The following is a 22,458-nucleotide window of genomic DNA, read 5'->3' as shown; positions in this document are numbered from 1 at the left end:
TCTACGGCTGCTGTTGCAGCCACTGCGCAGCCACACCGAACGCTGCGGCGACCGTCTTGTCGGACGCGTCGCCGGGCGGTTCGGTGTTGGTCAGGCCCGTCAGGCCCATCGAGATGACTTGCGCGCACAGCCCATCGATGCCGGCCGTTTGCGGCAAGTATTTCGTGAAGACTTTCGCCAGATTGTTGCCGCGCCGGCTGCGCATGTCGGCCGTGTAGGTGCTGAGTTCGGGCATGCGCGTGGCGGCAATCGCCACCGCAAAGTTGGCGCGCGCCAGGTCCAGCTGCTTGCCGTCGCCTTCCACCCGCAGGCGTTGCAGTTCGGTCAGGCTGTCGGCATCCACCGCAAAACGGATGTGGGCGATGATCGATTCCAAGCCGGCAATCACCAGATCGCGCTGCGCCGGGTAGCGGTAGCTCAGCGTGGTGTGCGGAATGCCGATTTCCGCCGCAATGGCGCGATGCGTCAGCCCGTGCACGCCCTGCGCCGCCAGCTTGCGTCCGCAGAGGCGCGCGGCCTGCGCGGCCCAGGCCGATGCGCCACCGGGTTCATCCGACAAATCACCGCTCACCACCTGCATCTGCTCTAGCAACAGTGCGAACAGCGCGGCGTCGCCGGCATCGGCACGCGTGGCTACGCCACCGGCAAACAGGCGGCGCAAGCACAGCCGCCGCAGCGTGCGATACGACGACACGGGATTCAGCACCAGGCTATACGCCAGTTCCGCAATCATGTAGCCATGCCACCAGCCGCTGGCCAGCAGGGACGGCGCCAATTCGGCGCGTTCGGCAAACAGCTGCCAGAAGCCGTGCCGCTCTGCCGACCAGGCGGCAAACAACGGCCGCAGCGCCTCGTCCCAGGTGCAGGCATGTAGCACTTCCAGATACAGCACCGACACCGCGCGCTGTTCGGTCGCACATTCCTCCAGCATGGTTTCCGCCAGCCCGGCGGCAATCGACGGCGACAGCGTGCCGAGCGCGTCCAGCATGGCGCGCCAGCGGTCCAGCAATTGCCGGTCGTGTTCGCAGGCGGCGTCGCACACTGCGGCGATGACGTCGGCGCGCGCGCCATAGTGATTAGTCAGCACGGTGACCGATACCCCCAGCGCTTCCGCCAGCGGCCGCAGCGTCAGTCCGGCCAGCCCCTCGTTGCTGACGATGCCGCAGGCGGCAGCCAGCAAAGCCTGCGGCGACGGCGCCTTGCGGGAACGGCGGGCGCCGGCGACGTCGGTCACGCCCCGCCCTCGCCTTCGGTCAGCGCCTTGACCCGCCGCGCCAGCACGTCAACGGCAAACGGCTTGGTGATGATTTGCATGGCGCGTTCCAGATGGCCGTGATTCAGCACCGCGTGCTCGGCGTAGCCAGTGACGAACAGCACCGGCAGATCCGGCCGCCGGGCACGGATGGCGTCGGCCAGTTGACGGCCGTTCATACCGTTCGGCATGCCGACATCGGTGATCAGCAAATCGATGTCGGCGTGGGCGGCGAACACCGTCAGCGCCGACAGCCCGTCTTCCGCCGCGATGACGTCGTAGCCGAGATACTCCAGCATCTCGACCGCCACCGTGCGCACCAGAGGTTCGTCGTCCACCACCAGGATTTTCTTGCGCCACACGACCGCCGGCGCCGCAGCGCCATCCGGCGCGGCCTCTTCCCACACTTCGCCGCCCGCATGGCGCGGCAACAGCAGGCTCACCGTGGTACCCCGGCCCGGCTCGGAAGCGATATGCACCGCGCCGCCGGACTGGCCGGCAAAGCCGTACACCATCGACAGGCCCAGTCCCGTGCCCAGTCCCGCCGGCTTGGTGGTGAAGAACGGATCGAAGGCGCACGCCAGCACTTCCGGTGTCATGCCGGTGCCGGTATCGCTGACGGTCAGCGCGACGTAGTCGCCGGCCGCCAGGCCGCGCTGTGCGGCGGCGTCCGCATCGAGCGTCTGGTTGGCGCTGGCGATGCGCAGCTTGCCGCCGTCCGGCATGGCGTCGCGCGCATTGATGCACAGGTTAAGCAAGGCGTTTTCCAGCTGGCTGATGTCGACAAAGCTATTCCACAACCCGTCCGGCGCCACCGTCTCGACCGCGATAGCCGGACCCATGCTACGGGAGATCAGCTCCTGCATGCCGGCAACGATGCGGTTGAGATTGGACGTTTTCGGGTCCAGCGTCTGCCGGCGCGAGAACGCCAGCAGGCGCTGCGTCAACGACGCCGCGCGCTTGACGGCCGACTGGCCGGCGTTGACGTGGCGCTCCAGGTCTTCCACGCGCCCCTGGCCGAGGCGGATCTTCATTAATTCCAGGCTGCCGGAAATGCCGGCCAGGATATTGTTGAAGTCGTGCGCCAGGCCGCCGGTCAATTGGCCGACCGCGTCCATTTTCTGCGCCTGCCGCAGCGCGGCCTCGGCCTCGAGCAATGCGGCGGTGCGCTGCTCGACGCGCTGCTCCAGCGTGTCATTCAGCCCGCGCAACGCGGCCAGCGCGCGGTCGCGTTCGGCCTCGACCGCGCGCCGCCCGTCGATATCGATCAGCACGCCGGGGAAAGCGCTGACCTTGCCATCGGCGTCCAGTTCGACCCGGCCATTCGCTTCCAGCCAATAGTAATTGCCGTCGCGACGGCGCGTGCGGTACTGGTGGGCATAGGCGCCGCCGCGCAGCAGCGCGTCATCGATCGCCGCCGCCAGGCCGGCGCGGTCGTCCGGATGGACGCTCGCCACCACTTCGGCCAGCGACAACCCGGTGCGGCGCGTGCCCACCCCGAAACCGAACGCTTCGGCAAAGCCTTCATCGACGCTGAACTGGTCCTGCGGCACATCCCAAACCCAGGTGCCGATGATGGCCCCGGCCGCCAGCGCCAGCTGGACCCGCTGCACGTTCTCTCGCAGTGCCGCCTCGGTCTTCTTGCGCGCCGTGATGTCGCGGAACAGCACCGCCACCTGCCCCAGCTCGACCGGTCCGACGCGCATCGCCGACACTTCGATATGCCGGCCGACAGCCTGGAACTCTTGCTCAAAGCGGGCCGATTCACCAGTGCGCAGCACGGCGCCATACAGGTCGAGCCAGGTCTGGGCATTGTCCGGCTCGATCTCGCGCAGGCGCTTGCCGACAATGCCGCCGATGCCGGTATGCCGCTCGTAGCCGGAGTTGGCCTCGATATGCAGGTAGTCGCTCAACGGCCCGTGCGGCCCGTCGATGAACTGGATGACGCAGAAGCCGTCATCAATCGCCTCCAACAGCGCATGACGCCGCACGCTGCTGTAGGCCAGCTGCTGCTCCAGCTCGGCGCGGCTGAGCGATGCCAGTTCTATGTTCAAGATAGGGCCTTTCGTGATCGGAGCGATGTCGCCGGGAATTATACCGCTGCGGCTGCGCTGGACAGTTGCGTACGACAGCGTTCAACGCAGCGCAGGACGGCCTGCTCCACCGTGTTGCGCTGGCGCTCGAAACGGCCGGTCGGCAGCACCACCGAGATCGCCAACGCCACGCCCTGATGCACGCCCACCGGCAGGCCGATCGCGCTGCGGCCCAGCGCATGCTCTTCCAGATCGTAGGCGAACGCGCCGGCGCGGATGCCGTCGATTTGCTGCAACAGGGCCGGCATGCTGGCGACGGTATTCGGCGTCAGCTGCTGCAGCGGCGCATCGGCATACAGCGCTTCCACCTCCTGATTGGACAGGCAAGCCAGCAAGCCCTTGCCGCTGGCCATGGTGTACGCCGGATAAATCGCTCCCACCGATGGCACCGCGCGCTCCGGCTGGTCCGACAGGAAGCGGTCCACGAACAGCACCTCGCCGCCGGTCAGCGTCGACAGGTCGATGGTCTCGTGCGTGGCCTCGAACAGCTCATACAACGCCGCCCGTAACTCCTGGGCGATGCCCGAGCCCGGCAACTCGCCCAACCGCCGCAAGCCCCAGCCCGGCCGCACGCCGCCGGCGCCGGCCTGCACCAGATGCTCCATTTCCAGCGCGTCGACAATCCGCTGCACGGTCGAACGCGCCAATCCGGTGGCCTGGGCCAGTTTGCCCAGACTCAGCCCGTCCGGCTGCGCACCGACGGCGCGCAAAATCGCCGCCGCCCGTGCGATCACTTGAATACCTTCCATCTTCGATTTCCCTTGCTCAGCAAACTGTACCGCATCGTGATACACTACTGTACCGCCTAACGATACACCCCATCATATGTCACGTCACTACATCCGGTCCACTTCGCCGTTCTACATCGTCATGCTCGGCCTGCTCTCAGCGCTGCCGCCGCTGGCCATCGACATCGGCCTGCCGGCCATTCCCGCGCTCCAGGACGCTTTCCACATCAGCATCGGCGAGGCGACACGCACGCTGACCATGTTCCTGCTGGGTTTCTCGGTCGGACCGATTTTGTTCGGTCCGCTGTCCGACCGTTACGGCCGCAAGCCGGTGCTGCTGTTCGGCCTGGGCCTGTTCTCGCTCGCCGCGTTCGCCTGCGCCTACGCCGACCACATCGGTACGCTGCTGCTGGTGCGCCTGCTGCAAGGCGTGGCGGCAGGGGCGGCGGCGGCCTTGCCGGCCGCCATCATCCGTGACGTCTTCAGCGGCCACGCGGCCCTCACCCGGCAATCGTACGTGGCGCTGGTCAACGCCGTGGCGCCGCTGCTGGCGCCGTTGCTGGGCGCGGCGCTGCTGCAACTGGGCAGTTGGCGGCTGATCTACCAGAGCCTGGGCGGCATCGGCCTGGTGCTGCTGGTGCTGGCCGCCTGGGGTTACCAGGAAAGCCGGCCGCAGACTGGCGGTGCGCCGCAACGCAATGTGTTCCGCGACGCCGTGCACGCCTACAGCCAGGTGCTGCGCAACCGCCACTACCTGATCCACGCGGCGCTGCTGGCGGCCTCGTTCGGCACTATGTTTGCCTACATCACCGGCTCATCGGCGGTATTCATCGATATGCTGGGCGTGTCGAGCGGCGTCTACGGCATGCTGTTTGCGCTGACGGCGGCCGGCACCATCATCGGCGCTGCCGCCGGCGGCCGGCTGGCGCGCGTGTGGAGCGCCGACCACCTGTTGATCGGCGGCGTACTCGGCTCCGGCGTCATCAGCCTGTTACTGCTGCTTGCGTCCACGCTGGGCCTCGGTTCGATTGCGCTGATCGCCGCTTGCGTGGTGCTGAGTAATATCTGCGCCGGCATTGTGATGCCTAACGCCACCCACCAGGCGCTGGCCTCGGTCGGCAATGTGGCCGGCAGTGCGGCGGCACTGTTGCGCTCGATGCAGATGCTGGCCGGCGCCGCTGCCGGCGCGCTGGTCGGCGTGTTGGCCGGCAACCAGTTGACGGTGATGGCAACCGTGATGACCGTCGCCGCACTGATCGGCGTGGCCCTGATCTTCGTCAGACAGACGCTGCTGGGTTCACCGACCAGCCATGCGGATGCCCGATAAAAGCACGTAGCGCGTCCAGCAACGCCGTTACCCGTGCCGGCGGCTGACGCAAGGCCCGCAAGGCGTAGATGCCGGTGCTGGCGCGCGCCTGCGCCGACCATTCCGGGATCAGCTGCCGCAGCTGGCCCGCCTGAATATCCTCTCCCACCACCCAGTCCGGCAGATAGGCAATGCCGAGCCCCTGCTGCGCCGCCAGCCGCATCGCCTCGAAATCGTCGCAGGCGAACACCGGCTGGGCGCTGTAGGCGCGCGCCGGCAGGCCCAGCACGTCGGTCCAGCCCAGCAGGTCGGCGCCATGCAGCTTGTCGATCAGGCGATGGCCGCTCAGTTCCGCCACCGCTGTGGGCGTGCCGGCCTGGGCCAGATAGGCCGGGCTGGCGCACAGGATGCGGGTCTGGGTGGCGATGCGGGTGCCGATCAGGGTGCTGTCGGCGATATCGCCGATGCGGATCACCAGGTCGAGCCGCTCGGCCACCGGATCGGCCAGCCGTTCGGTCAGGTCCAGTTCCAGCCGCAGGTCGGGATACTGGCGCGCCAGCTGGCCCATCACCGGCAACACATAGCGTTTGCCGAAGGTGGGAAAGCAGGCCACCCGCAGAATGCCGGTAACCGCCCCCTTCATCGACGCCAGCTCCTGCTGGGCGTCGGCCAGCGCATCGAGAATCTGACGCGCGCGCACCAGCAGCGCCTCGCCGGCATCGGTCAGCGTCAGCAGCCGGGTCGAGCGCAGGAACAGCGCGGTATCCAGATGCTGCTCCAGCAGATCAATCTGCCGTCCAACCGACGACGGCGTGCGGCCGCGGCGCCGCCCCGCGCCCGAGAAGCTGCCTTCACGCGCGACATCGACGAATACCCCGAGGAATTCCGCGAATTTTTCTGACTGCATCTCCGTCCCTTTCGTGGCCGTCCCCATGCTAGCAAACCCGGCCGCACCTGACCACCTCCACAAAGATAGGCGTCCACACGTAGTCGGGGATACGCGGCTTGTGCAAAAGGCGCACAACGGTTTATTGCTAATAGCCAGTTATCACGCCGCCAAAATATTGCTAGCCTAAAAAGAGTTTTTCCACTTCTTCAGGAGCAGTTCATGTCATTTACGATCAAGGTCAACGACCGCCAGCATGTGGTGGACATCGATGGCGACACCCCGCTGCTATGGGCCATCCGCGATGTGATCGGCATGACCGGCACCAAGTTCGGCTGTGGCATCGCCCAGTGCGGCGCCTGCACCGTGCACCTCGACGGCGAGCCGGTGCGCTCCTGCGTGCTGCCGATTTCAGCGGTGGGCACGCGCGAAGTCACCACCATCGAAGCGGTCGGCGCCACCGACGCCGGCAAGCGCATCCAGGACGCCTGGCTGGCGGTGGACGTGGTCCAGTGCGGCTACTGCCAGTCCGGCCAGATCATGTCGGCCGCCGCGCTGCTGAAGCGCAATCCGTCGCCGTCCGATGCCGACATCGACGCCGCCATGTCCGGCAACATCTGCCGCTGTGCGACCTACGTACGCATCCGCGCCGCCATCAAGCAAGCCGCCACCGGCAAGATCGTCGTCACGCAAGCCATTCCGGTGAGCGCCGTGGGAGGACGGAAATGAGCGCCGATCTCCACTCCGCCAAGCGTCGCAGCCTGCTGAGAGCCGGCGGCCTCTCGGTCGCCTTCGTCATGATGGCAACGCCGAAAGCCGCAGTAGCGATGATGAGCGCGCACCGCCAGCCGGGCGACGCCGCCGCCGCTGCCGCCGATGGCGCACCGGCCTTCGCTCCCAACGCCTTCGTTCGCATCGACACCAGCGGCGCGATCCGGCTGGTGATGCCGATGGTGGAAATGGGCCAGTCGATCTACACCGGTTCCAGCATGCTGCTGGCGGAGGAACTTGATGTCGGCCTGGACCAGATCCAGATCGAACACGCGCCGCCCAATGAGGAGCTGTACGGCATGAAACTGCTCAGGGGCCAGATCACCGGCGGCTCCACCAGTACCCGCAGCACCTTTGCCGAATTGCGCCAGGCCGGCGCGGTGGCGCGCGCGCTGCTGGTGTCGGCCGCGGCCAGCCAATGGAAAGTGGCGCCGGACACGTGCGAGGTAGAACGCGGGGTTATCACGCACCGCCCATCCGGCCGCAGCCTGCGCTATGCGCAGGTGGCGGCAGCGGCCGGCAAGTTGCCTGATCCGGGCGACGTGAAACTGAAGCAGCCGAGCGACTTCCGCCTGATCGGCAAACCGATGGCGCGCCTTGACTCGTCCGACAAAGTGCTGGGGCTGACCAAGTTCGGCATCGACGTCAGTGTGCCCGGCATGCGCATCGCCACCGTTAAGGCCTGCCCGACGCGCGGCGGCACATTGGTGCGCGTCGACGACCGCAAGACGCGCGCCGTGCACGGCGTGATCGACGTGCTGCGCATCGACAATGCGGTGGCCGTGGTGGCACAGCATTTCTGGGCCGCCAAGCGCGGCATGGAACTGCTGGACATCACCTGGAACCACGGAATCAACGCCAACCTCAACACCAAACAACTGCGCGCCGGTCTGGCCGACAGCCAGGCCAATGGCAAGGCCATTGTCGGACGCGAAGTCGGCAGCAAGCCGCAAGGCGATCTGGTGCAGGCCACCTACCAGATGCCGATGCTGGCCCACGCGACCATGGAGCCGCTCAACGCCACCGTCCACGTCACGCCGGAGCGTTGCGAGATCTGGGCCGGTACCCAGGTGCCGACACGCGCGGTGGCGGCTGCCGCCAAGCTAACTGGATTGCCGGTCGATAAGGTGATCCTGCATCCGCAATACCTGGGCGGCGGTTTCGGCCGCCGGCTGGAAACCGACTACATCGAACAGGCGGTCGCCTTTGCCAAGCTGGCGCCTTACCCGCTGAAAATCATCTGGACCCGCGAAGAAGACATCCGCCACGACATCGTGCGGCCGATGTACCACGACGTGATTTCCGCCGTGGTGGACGCGCAAGGCAAGCCGGTCTGGTTCGGCGACCGCATCTGCAGCGGCACCGTGCTGGGCCGCTGGGCGCCGGCCGCGATGCGCAAAGATGGGCTGGATCGCGACGCCGTCGAAAGCGCGGCCGACCTGCCCTATGCCGTGCCCAACCTCAAGGTCGAATGGGTGCGCCACGACATGCCGCCCGGTCTGGTGGTCGGCTGGTGGCGCGGCGTCGGCGCGTTGCACAACCTGTTCGTGGTCGAGAGCTTCTTCGACGAACTGGCGCACCGCGCGAAAGCCGATCCGGTGGCGTGGCGCAAAGCGCTGTTGCGCCACAATCCGCGCAGTACGGCGGTGCTGGATCTGGCTGCCGCCAGGATGGGCTGGGGCACACCACTGCCGCCACGCGTCGGACGCGGCGTCGCGCTGGGTGAGCCGTTTGGCAGCAAGGTGTGCGCGATGGTGGAGGTGGAAGTCAGCCCGCAGGGCGACGTCAGGCTGCGGCGCGCCGTGGTGGCGGTCGATTGCGGCGTGCCGGTCAACACCGGCTCGATCGAGGCGCAGGTCCAGGGCGGACTGCTGTTCGGACTGAGCGCGGCGCTGTACAACGAAGTCACCATCGAACATGGCGCCGTCCAGCAAAGCAACTTCAACGATTACCGCATGATACGCATGAACGAAACGCCCAATGTCGAAGTCCACATCGTCCACAGCAGCGAAGCGCCCGGCGGCATCGGCGAAGTCGGCACTGCGATTGCCGCACCGGCGCTGGCCAACGCCATCTTCGCCGCCACCGGCGTGCGCCTGCGGGAACTGCCGATAAGACGAGAACAGCTGGCGCAGAAAGGCGGTGCAGCATGAAGTTCAGTAAAAAAAGCCGCCTGCTCCTGATCCCGGTCTGCGTGGCCGCCATCGGCGTCGCCGCCTATGTCTGGCTGACGCGTCCCGATCCCTCGCCCGGCACCGCGCCGATGCTGCACGGCGCGCTGGCGACCGCGCCGCAAATCGTGCGCGGCGAATACCTGGCGCGCGCGGCCGACTGCGTGGCCTGCCACACGGTGGCCGGCGGCAAGCCGTTTGCCGGCGGGCTGCCGTTCAAGCTGCCGTTTGGCACGCTGTACTCGTCCAACATCACGGCCGACAAGAAAACCGGCATCGGCAACTGGAGTGACGACGACTTCGTACGCGCGCTGCATGAAGGCGTGCGCCATGATGGCCAGCGCCTGTATCCGGCCTTCCCGTACACCTCGTATTCGCTGCTGAGCCGCGACGATGTGCTGGCCATCAAGGCTTATCTGTTCAGCTTGCCGACAGTGGAGCAGGCCACGCCAGAGCCGGGCTTGTCGTTCCCGTTCAACCAGCGCTGGGCGATGGGTTTCTGGAACGCCGCCTTCTTCCGCAGCGAGCGTTTCAAGCCATCCACCGACAAATCGGCCGAATGGAATCGCGGCGCCTATATGGCGATCGGCCTGGCCCACTGCGCCGAATGCCACACGCCGCGCAACATCGGCTTCGCGCTGGAGCATCGCAACGAACTGGCCGGCGCCATCATCAACGGCTGGCAGGCGCCGAACATCACGTCCGACCCGGAGTACGGCATCGGCAAATGGACCGACGCCGACCTGTACCAGTACCTGCGCTTTGGCCACGCCGCCGGCCACGGTCCCGCCTCCGGACCAATGGGCGAAGCGGTGGACAACAGCCTGCAGTATCTGGACCCGCAGGACACCAAGGACTTGATCACCTACCTGCGCAGTATCCCGGCGCGCAAGGGCGAGCATCCGGTCATGGTCAATCCCAAGCCGGACACTGTGGCCAGTTCAACCGCCTACACACCGGCCGCCAACACACCGGCCGACTTGCAAAACGGGCTGAGACTGTTCGAGGGCAGCTGCGCCAGCTGTCACCAGTGGAATGGCCAGGGACCGCAAACGCCATATGCCGCCTTGCTCGGCGCGCGTTCGGTCAACGATCCAAGCGGCCGCAACGTCACGCAAATGATTCTGCATGGCGGCAAAATGCGCATCGGCACGGAAGACGTCTTCATGCCGGCCTTCAGCACCCTTACCGATGCCGAAATCGCCCAGCTAAGCAATTACGTGATCTTCCAGTTCGGCGGCAAGCAGGGCAAGGTGACGGCCGAGGCGGTGGCAGCGCAGCGCAAGGACTGAGCGGTGCAGGCCCAACGAGCGCTAGCGAACATCCGGTCGCGCTTGGTGGGCGTAGCATGGCGGTATTCTTGTTATTGGTGTCATCATGACGCGCACAGACTTCTGCCTTGTTGCCCACATCCTGCCGGTACGCCAGCGTGCTTTCCACGCGCCGGCCGTACCGCCGTCGCATGCGCCGATGTTGCGCGTGGTGAATCGGCAAAACGAGCGCGCGGCAGCCATCATCGATGAAGGCGTCCGTTATCTTCTGTTTAGAGGTAGCAATGCGGCGGTCGATTTTCTCTGCGCGCAGGGGATCTCGCTACGGATTATCGGGCGGGTCTTGTTCCGCCCTCACCTGCGCCGCGCTCGCGCCTAGTTTTACGCCACGCGGCGCGAACGCAGCCAGCCCACCACCGCCGGCATGATCGACAGCACTACAATGCCCAGCACCACCGCCGTCAGGTTGCGGCTGATCCAAGGGATATTGCCGAACAAATAGCCGGCTGCCAGCAGGCTACCCACCCACAGGAAGCCGCCGGTGACGTTATAGGTGAAGAACACCTTGCGCGGCATCGAACCCAGCGCGGCTACAAACGGCGCCAGCGTGCGTACGATCGGCACGAAGCGCGCCAGAATGATGGTCTTGCCGCCGTGCGTGGTGAAAAAATTCTGCGTGTGCTGAATGTGCTCGGCCTTCACGAACGGGATCTTGCTGGTGTCCAGCGCCCGCCGCTTGAACCATGCGCCGATGCTGAAGTTGAGCGCGTCCCCTGTCACAGCAGCGACGAACAACAGCACGCACAGCGTCAACGGATCGAGCAATCCCTTGGCCGCCAGCGCGCCAGCGATGAACAGCAACGAATCACCCGGCAGGAACGGCATGATGATCACGCCGGTTTCAATAAAAATCACCAGGAACAGAATCAGGTAGACCCAGTCGCCATGCGCATCAATCAGCTCCAGCAAATGCGCATCCAGGTGGATGAACCATGCCATCAGGGTTGCCAGAAACTCTTCCATCACAATCGTCCTTAATCAAGTTTCATCAATTGTAATGGAAAACATATTAACGGAGGGTTAACGTAGCTGCTTTGCCCACAGGTGCGCGGCGGCATCCAGCATCTGGCGACGCTCCGGTGCCACCAGCGGAATCAGCTGCGCCCGCGCGGTGCGCGAAGAAGCGCAACCGGCGGCACGATCGCGGCGGCCGAACTGGCGCTTGAGTACGCAGTCATATTCGTACACGCCGGCCGCATCTGCGTAAGCTGATTCCAGCTGCTGCGGCAAGTCGGCCGCGTAGCGCGCCACCAGTTCCGCCACCGCGCCTTTTTGGCCAACGTCGAACGCGCCGGCCTGGTGGCCGTATTGCACCGCCTGATTCAGCGCGCGCCACGCGGCCGGCTGCTTGCGAATATTGGTGATGCCGGGCGGCAGCTTGGTTTCCGACGTGCCATCCGACGAGGTGACGATCATGCCCCAGCCGTTGTTGCCGGTGAGTTTCTCCTCATAGCAAGCCAGGCGATTATGGGCCTCCATCGCCCGCAGACGAATAGCGTCGCGGTCGCCCGCTTCGGCTTGCTTATGGTTGGTCTTGAGCCAGTCCTTGTACTCGACGTTGGATTTTTTGCCGATCAGGATGTCGCAGTCGCTTAACTCCAGATCAGCGGCGTGTACGCTGGCGCAGCTCAGCATCGCCAAGACAATGGTATACAGCAAACGTTTAGTCATTTTTATCGTTACCTTCAGCGAACTGCGGCACCGCCGCGGAGGACGCCATCATAAGCTGAAAGAATATACTTATAGCAACACGATTGAAATCACTGCGCAGGGGCGGCCTATACTTCACAGATGACTTCTTCCACGCCTGACCTGAAACCCTGTTGCGCCGCGTCGCGCGCATGTACCGACATCCTGACAGCAGCACCGGCAATCGCGCCAGCAGCCGCGCCGGCACAGCGGGCCACGGTCGCCTACCCCGCCGTGACCTTCCTGATGGGCACGGACTACGAGCGCGCCAATCGCGGCGACGGCGAAGGCCCGGTGCGGCCGGTCGCGCTATCGCCGTTCGCCATCGACGTCTATCCGGTCACCAATGCCGATTTCGCCGAGTTCGTGCGCGCCACCGCGTATGTCACCGAGTCTGAACGTTATGGCAACTCCTTCGTTTTCCAAGGACAGATCCCCGCAGGCCGTTATGACGAACTGGTGACGGACACGCTGGCGGCAGCGCCGTGGTGGTGTCTGGTAGACGGCGCGTCGTGGCGCGCGCCGGAGGGACCGGGATCGAGCATAGCCGAGCGCCTGACGCATCCGGTGGTGCATGTATCGTGGAACGACGCCATGGCGTACGCGGCCTGGAGCGGCGGCGCCTTGCCGACCGAGGCGCAGTGGGAATACGCCGCGCGCGGCGGCCTGGAGCAAAAATTGTATCCGTGGGGCGATGAACTGAATCCACAGGGCCAATACCTGTGCAACGTTTGGCAGGGTGAATTCCCGGACGTGAATACGGCCGCCGATGGCTACGCCGCCACCAGCCCGGTCGATGCTTTCCCACCAAATGGCCACGGCCTGTATTCGGTCACCGGCAACACCTGGGAATGGTGCCTGGACTTCTGGCACACGACGTTCAGCGCCGCGCCGAGTAGCGATCCACTCGGCCCGCCAAGCGGCGACGCGCGCGTGATGAAAGGCGGCTCCTTCCTGTGCCACCTCTCGTATTGCAACCGCTACCGTCAGGCGGCGCGCACGCGCAACACGCCGGACAGTGCAGCGTCCAACATCGGCTTCCGCTGCACGCGTCCCCTGCCCTAGCTCTTGCCCGGCGCCGGGTCCGGATACTCGACAGACGCGACGTGTTCGCGCGCCATGCCCTCCGCCATGCGGGCCACGATGTCCGGATGGCTGGCGGCCAGGTTCCGGCTCTCCTTCGGGTCGCGCTCCAGGTCGTATAGTTCGAGCGGCCCGTTGCGTTTCAGGCGCACCGCCTTCCACTTGCCCCAGCGCGCCGCCTGGCGGAATTCCGGATCGTAGAATTCCCAGTACATGAAGCGCTCGGCCGGCTTGCTATGCGGATCAACCAGCAGCGGCTTCAGGCTGACGCCGTCGGTGCGTTCGGCCGGCGCGCCGGCCAGGTCGAGCGCAGTCGGCAGAAAGTCGGGGAAATATACCGGGACATCGCTGACGGCGCCGGCCGGAATCTTGCCGGTCCAGCGCACGATCCACGGATCGCGGATGCCGCCTTCGTACATATCGCGCTTGTAGCCGGTCAGGCCGCCGTTGGAATCGAAGAAGTCGGCGACGCGGGTCTGCTGCACCGTCGGCTCCGAACGCGGGCCGTTGTCGGAGGCGAAGAAGATCACTGTGTCCTGCTCCAGCCCGGCGCTGGCCAGCTTGTCGAGCAACTTGCCAATGCCCTGGTCCAGATAGTGAATCATCGCCGCATAGTATTTCTCGTCATCGGCCCAGCTGGCGCGGTCGGCATATGGCCCGAAATCCGGCGCCGTGTACGGCGAGTGCGGGCTGTTGTAAGCCGCGTATAGGAAGAACGGCGCGTCCTTGTGGCGTTCGATGAACTCGAGCGAATCCTCGGTCACCATGAACGGCTCGTAGCGGCCATGCTTGCCGTTGGCGTTTTCCGGGATATCGACCAGCTTGTCGCCATGCACACGCTGCGCCGGCCAGTAACCTGGCGTGGTGTCATGCTGGATCAACCAGCCCTTGAATTCGTCGAAACCGAATTTCGACGGTGTAGCGTTGGCGTCGAAACCGTCGAGATGCCACTTGCCCATCAGGCCGGTACGGTAGCCGGCCGCTTGCAGATACTGCGCCACCGTGCGGTCTTCCGGCAGCAGGTTCGGACGGCGCCACAGCTGCGGGCTGCCGCCCTTGGTGCCGAGCTTGCCACCGCCGATGGACGTGTTGTCGCGGATGCGCGTGTGGCCCGTATGCAGGCCGGTCATCAGCGAACAGCGCGACGGCCCGCACACCGGTGCGCCCGCATAGCCCTGCGTAAAAAGCATGCCGCCGCGCGCCAGCCGGTCGATATTCGGCGTGGCGATCTTGCGCTGGCCGTAGATGGCGGTATCGCCATAGCCCATGTCGTCGGCCAAGATGAAGATGATGTTGGGACGGCGTGCGCCTGACAGCGGCGCGGCAAACACTGGCGTCGCGGCAATCGCGGCCAGTGCGCTGAGGATGAATTCTCGACGGATCATGATGTCCTTCCTATCAGTAGCGGTAGCCGAGCGTGACGCCCAGCGTCCGTGGATCGCCCAGGTAGCCGGTCACCGAGCCGTATTCATTGTTCACCAGACGCTTGTAGTAGGTGCGGTCGAAGGCGTTGTTGAGCCAGATGGAGGCGTTCCATTCACCGCGCTCGGTCTTGCCCGAGGTTCCGGCCGCGAACGCCGCCAGGCCATAACCGTCCACGCGCGAGAACTGGGAATCGTCCACCGTGCCGTACATCCAGCTGCGCCACGCATAGCGGCCGGAGACGAAGTTCTTCAAGCCGCCCGTGGTCCATTCATAGCGCGCGCCGACGTTGGCCGTCACACGTGGCGCGTTGAACACGCGTTGCCCGTTCAGGCTGCACGATTTGGGCGGCTTGGCCCCCAGCAGGATCTCCGGCGGGCAACGGGCCTGGTCGTAGTCGGTGTAGTAGGTATCGTTGAAGACGGCGGCGGCGTCGAACTGCCAGCTGCGGTTGGGCGCCCAGTGCACGGTGGCCTCGGCGCCGCGCGAGATGTAAGCGCCGGCGTTCAGCAGATAGACTTGCTGGTCGACCGCGTCGTAGCCCTGGGTCTGGAAGTCGCGCACCTGCGTGGCGAACAGGTCTGCCTTGAGGTTGAGGCGCTTGTTGTCGAAATCGGCCTTGATGCCCAGCTCGCCGCTGGTGGCGCGTTCCGGCTTAATGATCAGCGAATCGAGCCCGGCCTGCGCCGCCGCGCCCGACGAGATATTCAGGCCGCCGGATTTTTCGCCGTACGACAAGGCTGCGTAACTGCTTAGGCCCGGCGCCGCTCGCCAGCTCGCCACCACGGTGCCGGATGGCAGATTGTTGGTGGTCTCCAGGTAGCCGGAATTGAAGGGCTGGCGGTTGTAGCGGATGAAGCTGCCGCCGCGCTCGTCGTGGTTGAGACGCACGCCGGCCGTGACGTCCACGTCCGGATGGAGGTGCCAGGTGCCCTGCACGAAAGGCGACAGCGAGCGGTCACGCAGCAGGCCCAGGCGGATGACGTCGAGCTTGCGGGTGACGCCGGCGGCGGTGCCCAGCCAGATATCCGGCAGCGTGGTGTCGGCATAGTAGGTGTGCGCCGTAATGTCCAGCTTCTGGCCGAGGTAGCTCAGGCCGAAGGCGTAATCGACTGGGCCGCCGGTGGGCGAATCCACGCGCAGTTCCTGCGACCAGCTGCGGTCGTGCTGCTGGAAGCCGCTGTTGGAATAAATCTGCACTGACTGGTAGTCCGCCAGCGATGGCGCCGAGTGGAAGTAGCGCAGTGAGGTCACCGAACGCAGGCGCCAGCCGCTGTCCAGCTGCCACTCGGCCAGCGCCGAGGCGCCGCCTTGCAGGATATGCGTGTGCGTCTCGTCGTCCAGATCGACGTTAGGGCCGAACACCACGTTGTTGCCGACCGCTTTGGAGCGCGCCAGATAGGTGTCCACACCGTTGACCGTGTGGGTGGCGACCAGCACCTGGGTCGGCTCGCTGTTGCTGTTGTTGTAGTCGGCCGACAGGCGCAGCTTAAAGCGTTCGCCGTCGCGGTACAGCAACTGGCCACGGGCGCCGTTCGAGCGTGCGCCATTGAGGTTGTGGCCGTTGCGGAGGTTGGTGACGGCGCCATCGCTGCCGTTGCTGATCAGGTTCAGGCGGCCCGCCCAGTTGTCCGACAGCGGGCCGGACAACATTGCAGTCACCCGCTCATCATTGTGCTGCCCGGCCGACACCGAAATCGACGCCTCCGGCACGAAGGTGGGTTCCTTGGTGTGCAGGTCCAGCACGCCGCCGGTGGCGTTGGCGCCGAACATCGTGCCCTGCGCGCCGCTCAACACGTCCGCCCAAGCGAGATCGTTCAGGCCCGATAGCATGCCCGGCCGCGCCAGGTAGACGCCGTCGACATAAATCGCCACGCTGCTCGGCATGCCGATATTCTGTTCGCCGCTGGTCTGGCCGCCGCCATCGCCCACGCCGCGGATGGTGATCTGCATGTCGGCCGGGTCGGTGCTCTGCACATTCAGGCCCGGCACCAGTTGTTGCAGGTCTTCCAGCGAGTGAACGTTCTTTTGATCGAATTGTTCGCCGGTAATGCGGTAGGCCGAGGTTGGCGTACGGCGCGGATCGTCGTCGGCCGCGTCAGTACGGCGGGTGGCGGCGACGGTTACGGTGGAAATCGGCGCTGACGATGCGGCGACCTGGGCAGCGGCGGTCTCCGGGAGGCTGGCCAGCACGGCCAACGCGAGCGTCGTCTTTTGAAGCGTATGGAACATCGGTAATCCTCATGGCTGTCGTTGATACCTCTCTTGTGCAACGAGAAGTCAAAAGCGTCAGCGGCATGAGGAATTTATTTTGCCAGGACCGTTACAAGGCGTCCCGAGGCGTATGGCCGGCCAATGCGTCCATCACGTTGTCCAGCGCGCGGTTGCCCATGGCAGCCCTGGTCTCGACCGTCGCCGTGCCCATGTGCGGGGTCATGAACACATTCGGCAGATGCTGGAAACGCAGGTCGTATTCCGGCTCGGAACGGAACACATCCAGCCCGGCAGCGGCCAGCTGACCATTGCCAAGGGCGGCAAGCAGGTCGTCTTCATTGACCAGCCCGCCACGGGCGGTATTCACCAGTACCGCGCCGCGCGGCAGCAAATTCAGCATGGCGGCGTCGATCTGGCCGTCCGACTGCGGACCGCCGGGCGCGTGCAGCGACAGGATCTGGCAATGCGGCAGCATGGCGCGCACATCGTCGACATAGCTGGCGCCCTGCTCCTGTTCCGCAGGCAAGCGCGTGCGGTTGTGGTACAGCACCTTGACGCCAAACGCCCGCGCCCGCCGCGCAACCGCCTGCCCGATCCGCCCCATGCCAATGATGCCCAGCGTCTTGCCATGGAAATCCAGACCCAGCATATCGCCCAGGCCGAAGCGCTGGCGCCATCCTTGTTCCATGATGGCGGCGTATTCCCGGCCACGGCGCAAGGCGCCCAGCATCAGGAACAAGGTCAGGTCTGCGGTCGCTTCCGTGACCACGTCCGGGGTGTTGGTGACGAAAATGCCTTTCGCCCTGGCGGCGGCGAGGTCGATATGGTCGTAGCCCACGCTGCACGTCGCAATCAGCCCGATTTGCGGCGGCAACATGGCGATCGCCGTCGCATCGAAGCGGATGCGGCTGGAAATCAGCAGCGCTCGCACCGCAGGCTGTTCCTTCAGCACATCCATGATTTGCGGTGCGGACAGCTGGCCTTGCTGACAGGTGATGGCGTCAAACTCGGCCTGGGCGCGGTCGGCAATCGCCGGCAACAGCGGCGACGCGCACAGCAAGCGGGGCGTCATGCTGCGCCGCCGCGCTCTGCCATCGCGTCCACCACGCGCCGCGCGGAAGGGTCGCTCACCAGCGTTACCGGCGCGGTGCTGGCCGGCTCAACCGGCTTCGGCAGCGGCAATTCGTGGCCTGCGGCAGCGGCGGCGAACGCCAGTTTCATCTGCTCCACGTCCAGCGCCCCTTCCCACTTCGCCACGGCGATGGTGGCAATGCCGTTGCCGATCAGGTTGGTGACGGCGCGCGCTTCATTCAGGAAACGGTCTATCCCCACCAGCAGCACCAGGCCGGATAGCGGAATCTTGTGCATCGACGCCAGCGTCGCCGCCAGTGCCACGAAACCGGCGCCGGCCACGCCGGCCGAACCTTTGGACGTCAGCAGCATCACGCCCAGAATTCCGAGCTGATCCCAGATGGTCATGTCGACATTGGTGGCCTGCGCGATGAAAATGGCCGCCATGGTGAGGTAAATGGCGGTGCCGTCGGCGTTGAAGGTGTAGCCGGTCGGCAGCACCAGGCCGACAATTTTCTTCTGGCAGCCCATGGCCTCCATCTTCAGCATCATTTGCGGCAGCACGGCTTCGGTCGAGGCGGTGCCCATCACGATCAGGATTTCATCCTTGATGTATTTCAGGAAGCCCCACAGCGGCACGCCGCAATAGCGCGTCACCGTCCCCAGCACGAGCACCACAAACAGGAAGCAGGTCAGATACACCGCAATCATCAGTTCCGCAAACGAATTCAGCGTGCCGATGCCGTATTTGCCGATGGTGAAGGCGATGCCGCCAAAGGCGCCGATCGGGGCCAGGTGCATGACAATCCGCACCACGCCGAACATGCCGTGCAAGAACATATCGAGACCGTCGATCAGCGGCGCCACTTTACGGCCGAGACGGTTCAGCGCAAACGAAAACAACAGCGAAAACAGAATAATCTGCAGCATATTGCCCTGCGCGAAAGCGCCCACCACACTGTTCGGCACGATGTTCATCAGGAATTCCAGCGTGGTGTTGTGCTCGGCCGCTTGCGTGTAGGACTTGATCGAGGCGGTGTCGATGTGGGCCGGATCGATGTTCATGCCGACACCGGGCTTCATCACATTGACCACGATCAGGCCGAACACCAGCGCGATGGTCGAGCAGATCTCGAAATAAATCATGGCCTTGGCGCCGACCCGGCCAGTCTCCTTGACGCTGCCCATGCGGGCAATGCCGACCACCACCGAGGCGAAGATAATTGGCGCCAGCAGCATCTTGATCAGTTTGATGAACAGGTCGCCCAGCGGTTTCAGCTCGACGCCGATGTCGGGATAGAAGTGGCCGAGCAGGATGCCGGCGGTCAGGCCGACGATGACTTGAATGTAAAGCGTGGATGCCAGTTTCTTAAAGCGTTGCGCACTCATGGGGGGTCTCCTCCAGCGAAACAGAATCATTGGGCGAACGCGCGCGCAGGGCCGGCAAGCGGGATAACGCTTGCGCCCTGGGCGGCGTTCTGTGGGTGGTACCACGGGCAATGCACCAGTTCTGCGACTGTTCGCATTGTCACTGCACGATCGCTGCCGGCTTATTCCGCCAGCTTGCGCATTTCCGCGTACAGGTCGGCTTTGCCTTCAAAACCGATGCCCGGCAGGTCCGGCATGGTGATGTAGCCGTTGTCGACCTTGACGCCGTCCGGGAAGCCGCCGTATGGCTGGAACAGGTCCGGATAGGACTCGTTGCCTCCCAGGCCCAGGCCGGCCGCGATGTTCAGCGACATCTGGTGGCCGCCGTGCGGAATGCAGCGCTCCGGCGACCAGCCGTGCTCGCGCAGCATGTCCAGCGTGCGCAGGTATTCCACCAGGCCGTAGCTCAGCGCGCAGTCGAATTGCAGCCAGTCGCGGTCGGCGCGCATGCCGCCGTAACGGATCAGGTTGCGCGCGTCCTGCATCGAGAACAGGTCTTCGCCGGTGGCCATCGGGTTCTTGTAGTAGTTGCGCAGCGTGGCTTGCAACTCGAAGTCGAGCGGATCGCCCGGTTCTTCGTACCAGAACAGGTCGTACTGTGACAGCGCCTTGGCGTACTGGACCGCGGTGTCGAGGTCGAAGCGGCCGTTGGCGTCCACCGCCAGCTTCTGGCCATCCTGCAGCACTGACAGGATGCTGTCGATACGGCGCAGGTCTTCGTCCAGCGACGCGCCGCCGATTTTTTTCTTGACCACCGTGTAGCCGCGGTCGATGTAACTGCGCATCTCATCCTTCAGCTTGCCGTGGTCCTGGCCCGGGTAGTAGTAGCCGCCGGCGGCGTAGACGAAGATCTTGCGGTCCGGCGTGCCGTTGCCGTAGCGGTCGGCCAGCAGCTGGAATAGCGGCTTGCCTTCGATTTTGGCGACCGCATCCCAGATCGCCATGTCGATGGTGCCGATGGCCACCGAGCGCTCGCCGTGGCCGCCCGGTTTTTCGTTGGTGAACATGCAATTCCAGATCTTGTGCGGATCGAGATTGCTGCCGTCATCGCTGACCAGCGAGGCTGGGTCCGCTTCCAGGATGCGCGGAATGAAACGTTCGCGCATCAGGGTGCCCTGGCCGTAGCGGCCATTGGAATTGAAGCCGTAGCCGATCACCGGCTTGCCATCGCGGATGACGTCGGTCACCACCGCCACTAGGCTCAGCGTCATTTTGCTGAAATCGATGTAAGCGTTGCGGATGGGGGAGCTGATCGGGACGGTCTTTTCGCGGATTTCAACAATTTTCATGGTAGGTCTCCAGATGAGTAGATGGCTGTGTTTAGCGCATGCGGTAGCTTACTCTTGAATTTCACTGCTAAAATTAACTTAGATTGAAACCTTTATTCACTTTAAATGAAAATTGAAACCGCCCCTGACCTGGCTTTTTTTGTGCTGTTGGCCAAATCCGGCAGCATGACGGCCACCGCGCGCGAGCTGGGCGTGACGCCGCCGGCCGTCACCAAGCGCCTGAGCCTGATGGAGCAGAAGCTCGGCGTGCGGCTGGTCAACCGCACCACGCGCCGCATCAGCCTGACCAATGAAGGGGAAACCTATCTGGCCCAGGCCTCCCAGATCCTGCACCAGATCCGGGAAATGGAAGAGTCGGTGGCCAGCGGCCGCGCCGCGCCGAAGGGGCTGCTGCGGGTCAATGCCACGCCCGGTTTCGGCCGCACCCACATCGCCCCCATCCTGTCGCGCTTCGCACATGCCTATCCCGAGGTGGAAGTGGAGTTGCACCTGACCGATCGTCCGATCAGCCTGGTGGAGGAAGCGTATGACCTGGCGATCCGCTTTGGTGAACTGCCGGATACCCGACTGACGGCGCGCAAGCTGATGTCCAACCGGCGCTTTCTGTGCGCTTCGCCAGCCTACCTGAAAAAAGCCGGCGAGCCGCAAAAGCCCGCCGAGCTGCACCACCATCGCTGCATCCTGCACCGCCAGAACGATGACGTGTACGGCACCTGGCGCATTCAGAAGGGCAAGACGGTGGAGCTGGTCAAGGTGCGCGGCGCCGTCTCCAGCAATGACGGCGACGTGGTGATGAACTGGGCGCTCGATGGCCACGGGATTGTGCAGCGGTCCGAGTGGGATGCGGCCAAATATCTGCAAAGCGGGCGCCTGAAAGAGGTCATGACCGATTACTCGCTGCCGGATGCGGACTTGTACCTGTATTACCTCAGCCGCAGCAACCTGCCCGCCAAGGTGCGCGCGTTTATCGATTTTATTGTCGAGGAATTCCGTGGCAGGGCCTGAAACCAACGCCTTTGCCTGCGGTAGAATTGCCGACCTTTCACGCATGCCCTACTCTATGAGATCGATCGCCTTCCTGGCCCCGCTACTGCTGCTGGCCGCCTGCGCCGGCACGCCAAGCCGCTATGACCTGCCGCAGGAACCCACGCCGCACACCATCCACGTGATTCAATACGGCTGGCATACGGCGCTGCTGTTTGACGGCCAAGACATCCTCGCCCGCAGCACCAAGCTGGCGCAGGATTTCAAGGATCACAAATACATGCTGATCGGCTGGGGCGACGGTGGATATTTTGTCGAGGACGATCCGGGCGTGTCGCAAGCGGTCAAGGCGCTTGTGGCGTCCGACTACCCAGCTCTGCAAGCCGGCGGGCGCGAAACCAATCCGCCGCTGGGCGTGGCGCCGGGCGACAGCATTCCGCTCGCGATCACCGAGCGGGGCTACGAGCAGCTGGTCGCCTACATCGATCACAGCATCGCGACCGGCGCTGACGGCAAGCCCGTCTACCTCGGCAAGCGGCTGGCCAACCTTAATCTGTTTTACAAGGGCACCGGCAACTACAGCCTGCTCAACAACTGCAACTCGTGGGTGGTGGGGGCGCTACGCGCGGCGGAACTGCCGGTCTCCGGCTTCAATCTGACCGCGCGCAGCGTCTTCGAGCAAGCCCGGCGCATCTCTGAACTGCAACAGGCAGATCGCGCCGCCGCCCGGCCGGAATAAC

Annotated in this window: 19 protein-coding genes; 8 read left to right on the top strand and 11 right to left on the bottom strand. The window is 64.8% G+C overall.

All coding sequences use genetic code 11. The features are described from left to right. Position 1: 1 nt before the first annotated feature. The 3 genes from HH213_RS22575 to HH213_RS22565 are packed head-to-tail and all read right to left on the bottom strand — an operon-like array spanning position 2 to position 4,094. Positions 2 to 1,234 (bottom strand): TetR/AcrR family transcriptional regulator, encoded by a 1,233-nt coding sequence (locus tag HH213_RS22575; protein WP_169113714.1) that lies wholly within the window; start codon positions 1,232 to 1,234, stop codon positions 2 to 4. Then, positions 1,231 to 3,300 (bottom strand): response regulator, encoded by a 2,070-nt coding sequence (locus tag HH213_RS22570; protein WP_229263485.1) that lies wholly within the window; start codon positions 3,298 to 3,300, stop codon positions 1,231 to 1,233. The genes HH213_RS22575 and HH213_RS22570 overlap by 4 nt, the downstream gene beginning before the upstream one ends. A gap of 44 nt (positions 3,301 to 3,344) precedes the next feature. Continuing rightward, positions 3,345 to 4,094, bottom strand: coding sequence for an IclR family transcriptional regulator (locus HH213_RS22565; RefSeq protein WP_169113713.1), 750 nt, complete (start codon positions 4,092 to 4,094; stop codon positions 3,345 to 3,347). A gap of 76 nt (positions 4,095 to 4,170) precedes the next feature. On the opposite strand from HH213_RS22565, the gene HH213_RS22560 reads away from it, so the two are divergent. Further along, a complete protein-coding gene (locus HH213_RS22560) occupies positions 4,171 to 5,400 on the top strand; it encodes a Bcr/CflA family efflux MFS transporter (RefSeq protein WP_169113712.1) in 1,230 nt (409 codons plus the stop codon). On the opposite strand, the gene HH213_RS22555 is transcribed toward HH213_RS22560, so the two are convergent. Beyond that, complete coding sequence (locus tag HH213_RS22555; RefSeq protein ID WP_169113711.1) at positions 5,351 to 6,286, bottom strand: LysR family transcriptional regulator; 936 nt, start codon at positions 6,284 to 6,286, stop codon at positions 5,351 to 5,353. The two genes, HH213_RS22560 and HH213_RS22555, sit on opposite strands and share 50 nt — an antisense overlap. Before the next feature lie 201 nt (positions 6,287 to 6,487). Between HH213_RS22555 and HH213_RS22550 the strand changes: the two genes are divergently transcribed. The 4 genes from HH213_RS22550 (at position 6,488) to HH213_RS22535 (ending at position 10,857) form a co-directional block, all read left to right on the top strand. Next, positions 6,488 to 6,994 (top strand): (2Fe-2S)-binding protein, encoded by a 507-nt coding sequence (locus HH213_RS22550; RefSeq protein WP_110848308.1) that lies wholly within the window; start codon positions 6,488 to 6,490, stop codon positions 6,992 to 6,994. After that, positions 6,991 to 9,189: a xanthine dehydrogenase family protein molybdopterin-binding subunit gene (locus tag HH213_RS22545; protein WP_169113710.1), complete on the top strand. Its 2,199-nt coding sequence runs from the start codon at positions 6,991 to 6,993 to the stop codon at positions 9,187 to 9,189. Before HH213_RS22550 ends, HH213_RS22545 begins: the two co-directional genes overlap by 4 nt. Next, positions 9,186 to 10,499, top strand: coding sequence for a c-type cytochrome (locus HH213_RS22540; protein WP_169113709.1), 1,314 nt, complete (start codon positions 9,186 to 9,188; stop codon positions 10,497 to 10,499). The genes HH213_RS22545 and HH213_RS22540 overlap by 4 nt, the downstream gene beginning before the upstream one ends. An 85-nt stretch (positions 10,500 to 10,584) precedes the next feature. Then, complete coding sequence (locus HH213_RS22535; RefSeq protein ID WP_169113708.1) at positions 10,585 to 10,857, top strand: hypothetical protein; 273 nt, start codon at positions 10,585 to 10,587, stop codon at positions 10,855 to 10,857. Between the two features lie 2 nt (positions 10,858 to 10,859). Here the strand turns inward: HH213_RS22535 and HH213_RS22530 are convergent, their stop codons facing one another. Further along, positions 10,860 to 11,501, bottom strand: coding sequence for a VTT domain-containing protein (locus HH213_RS22530; protein ID WP_110848312.1), 642 nt, complete (start codon positions 11,499 to 11,501; stop codon positions 10,860 to 10,862). Positions 11,502 to 11,558: 57 nt separating this feature from the next. Continuing rightward, a complete protein-coding gene (locus HH213_RS22525) occupies positions 11,559 to 12,209 on the bottom strand; it encodes a hypothetical protein (RefSeq protein WP_169113707.1) in 651 nt (216 codons plus the stop codon). 120 nt (positions 12,210 to 12,329) lie between these two features. On the opposite strand from HH213_RS22525, the gene HH213_RS22520 reads away from it, so the two are divergent. Further along, the gene (locus tag HH213_RS22520; protein ID WP_169113706.1) at positions 12,330 to 13,292 is read left to right on the top strand and encodes a formylglycine-generating enzyme family protein; all 963 of its coding nucleotides are present in this window, start codon (positions 12,330 to 12,332) and stop codon (positions 13,290 to 13,292) included. Here HH213_RS22520 and HH213_RS22515 read toward each other — a convergent pair. The 5 genes from HH213_RS22515 to HH213_RS22495 all read right to left on the bottom strand — a co-directional run bounded on the left by HH213_RS22515 (position 13,289) and on the right by HH213_RS22495 (position 20,734). Then, entirely contained in the window at positions 13,289 to 14,695 is a 1,407-nt protein-coding gene (locus HH213_RS22515; protein ID WP_169113705.1) for an arylsulfatase, read from the bottom strand. The genes HH213_RS22520 and HH213_RS22515 overlap by 4 nt on opposite strands. A 13-nt stretch (positions 14,696 to 14,708) precedes the next feature. Continuing rightward, positions 14,709 to 16,964 (bottom strand): TonB-dependent receptor, encoded by a 2,256-nt coding sequence (locus tag HH213_RS22510; protein ID WP_169113704.1) that lies wholly within the window; start codon positions 16,962 to 16,964, stop codon positions 14,709 to 14,711. Positions 16,965 to 17,055: 91 nt separating this feature from the next. Further along, on the bottom strand, positions 17,056 to 18,018 hold the full coding sequence (locus HH213_RS22505; protein WP_169113703.1) for a 2-hydroxyacid dehydrogenase: 963 nt from the start codon (positions 18,016 to 18,018) through the stop codon (positions 17,056 to 17,058). Beyond that, positions 18,015 to 19,406 (bottom strand): C4-dicarboxylate transporter DctA, encoded by a 1,392-nt coding sequence (gene dctA, locus HH213_RS22500; protein ID WP_169113702.1) that lies wholly within the window; start codon positions 19,404 to 19,406, stop codon positions 18,015 to 18,017. Before dctA ends, HH213_RS22505 begins: the two co-directional genes overlap by 4 nt. Positions 19,407 to 19,567: 161 nt before the next feature. After that, positions 19,568 to 20,734, bottom strand: a complete 1,167-nt coding sequence (locus HH213_RS22495; protein WP_169113701.1) for a mandelate racemase/muconate lactonizing enzyme family protein — start codon at positions 20,732 to 20,734, stop codon at positions 19,568 to 19,570. 105 nt (positions 20,735 to 20,839) lie between these two features. On the opposite strand from HH213_RS22495, the gene HH213_RS22490 reads away from it, so the two are divergent. Next, entirely contained in the window at positions 20,840 to 21,739 is a 900-nt protein-coding gene (locus HH213_RS22490; protein WP_110848320.1) for a LysR family transcriptional regulator, read from the top strand. 55 nt (positions 21,740 to 21,794) lie between these two features. Beyond that, positions 21,795 to 22,457, top strand: a complete 663-nt coding sequence (locus HH213_RS22485) for a DUF2459 domain-containing protein (RefSeq protein WP_169113700.1) — start codon at positions 21,795 to 21,797, stop codon at positions 22,455 to 22,457. Position 22,458: the final 1 nt, after the last annotated feature.

This window comes from Duganella dendranthematis (assembly GCF_012849375.1).
Classification (GTDB): Bacteria; Pseudomonadota; Gammaproteobacteria; order Burkholderiales; family Burkholderiaceae_D; genus Rugamonas; species Rugamonas dendranthematis.
Note: the sequence above shows the minus strand (reverse complement) of the source record. Positions and strands in the feature narration are given on the sequence as shown.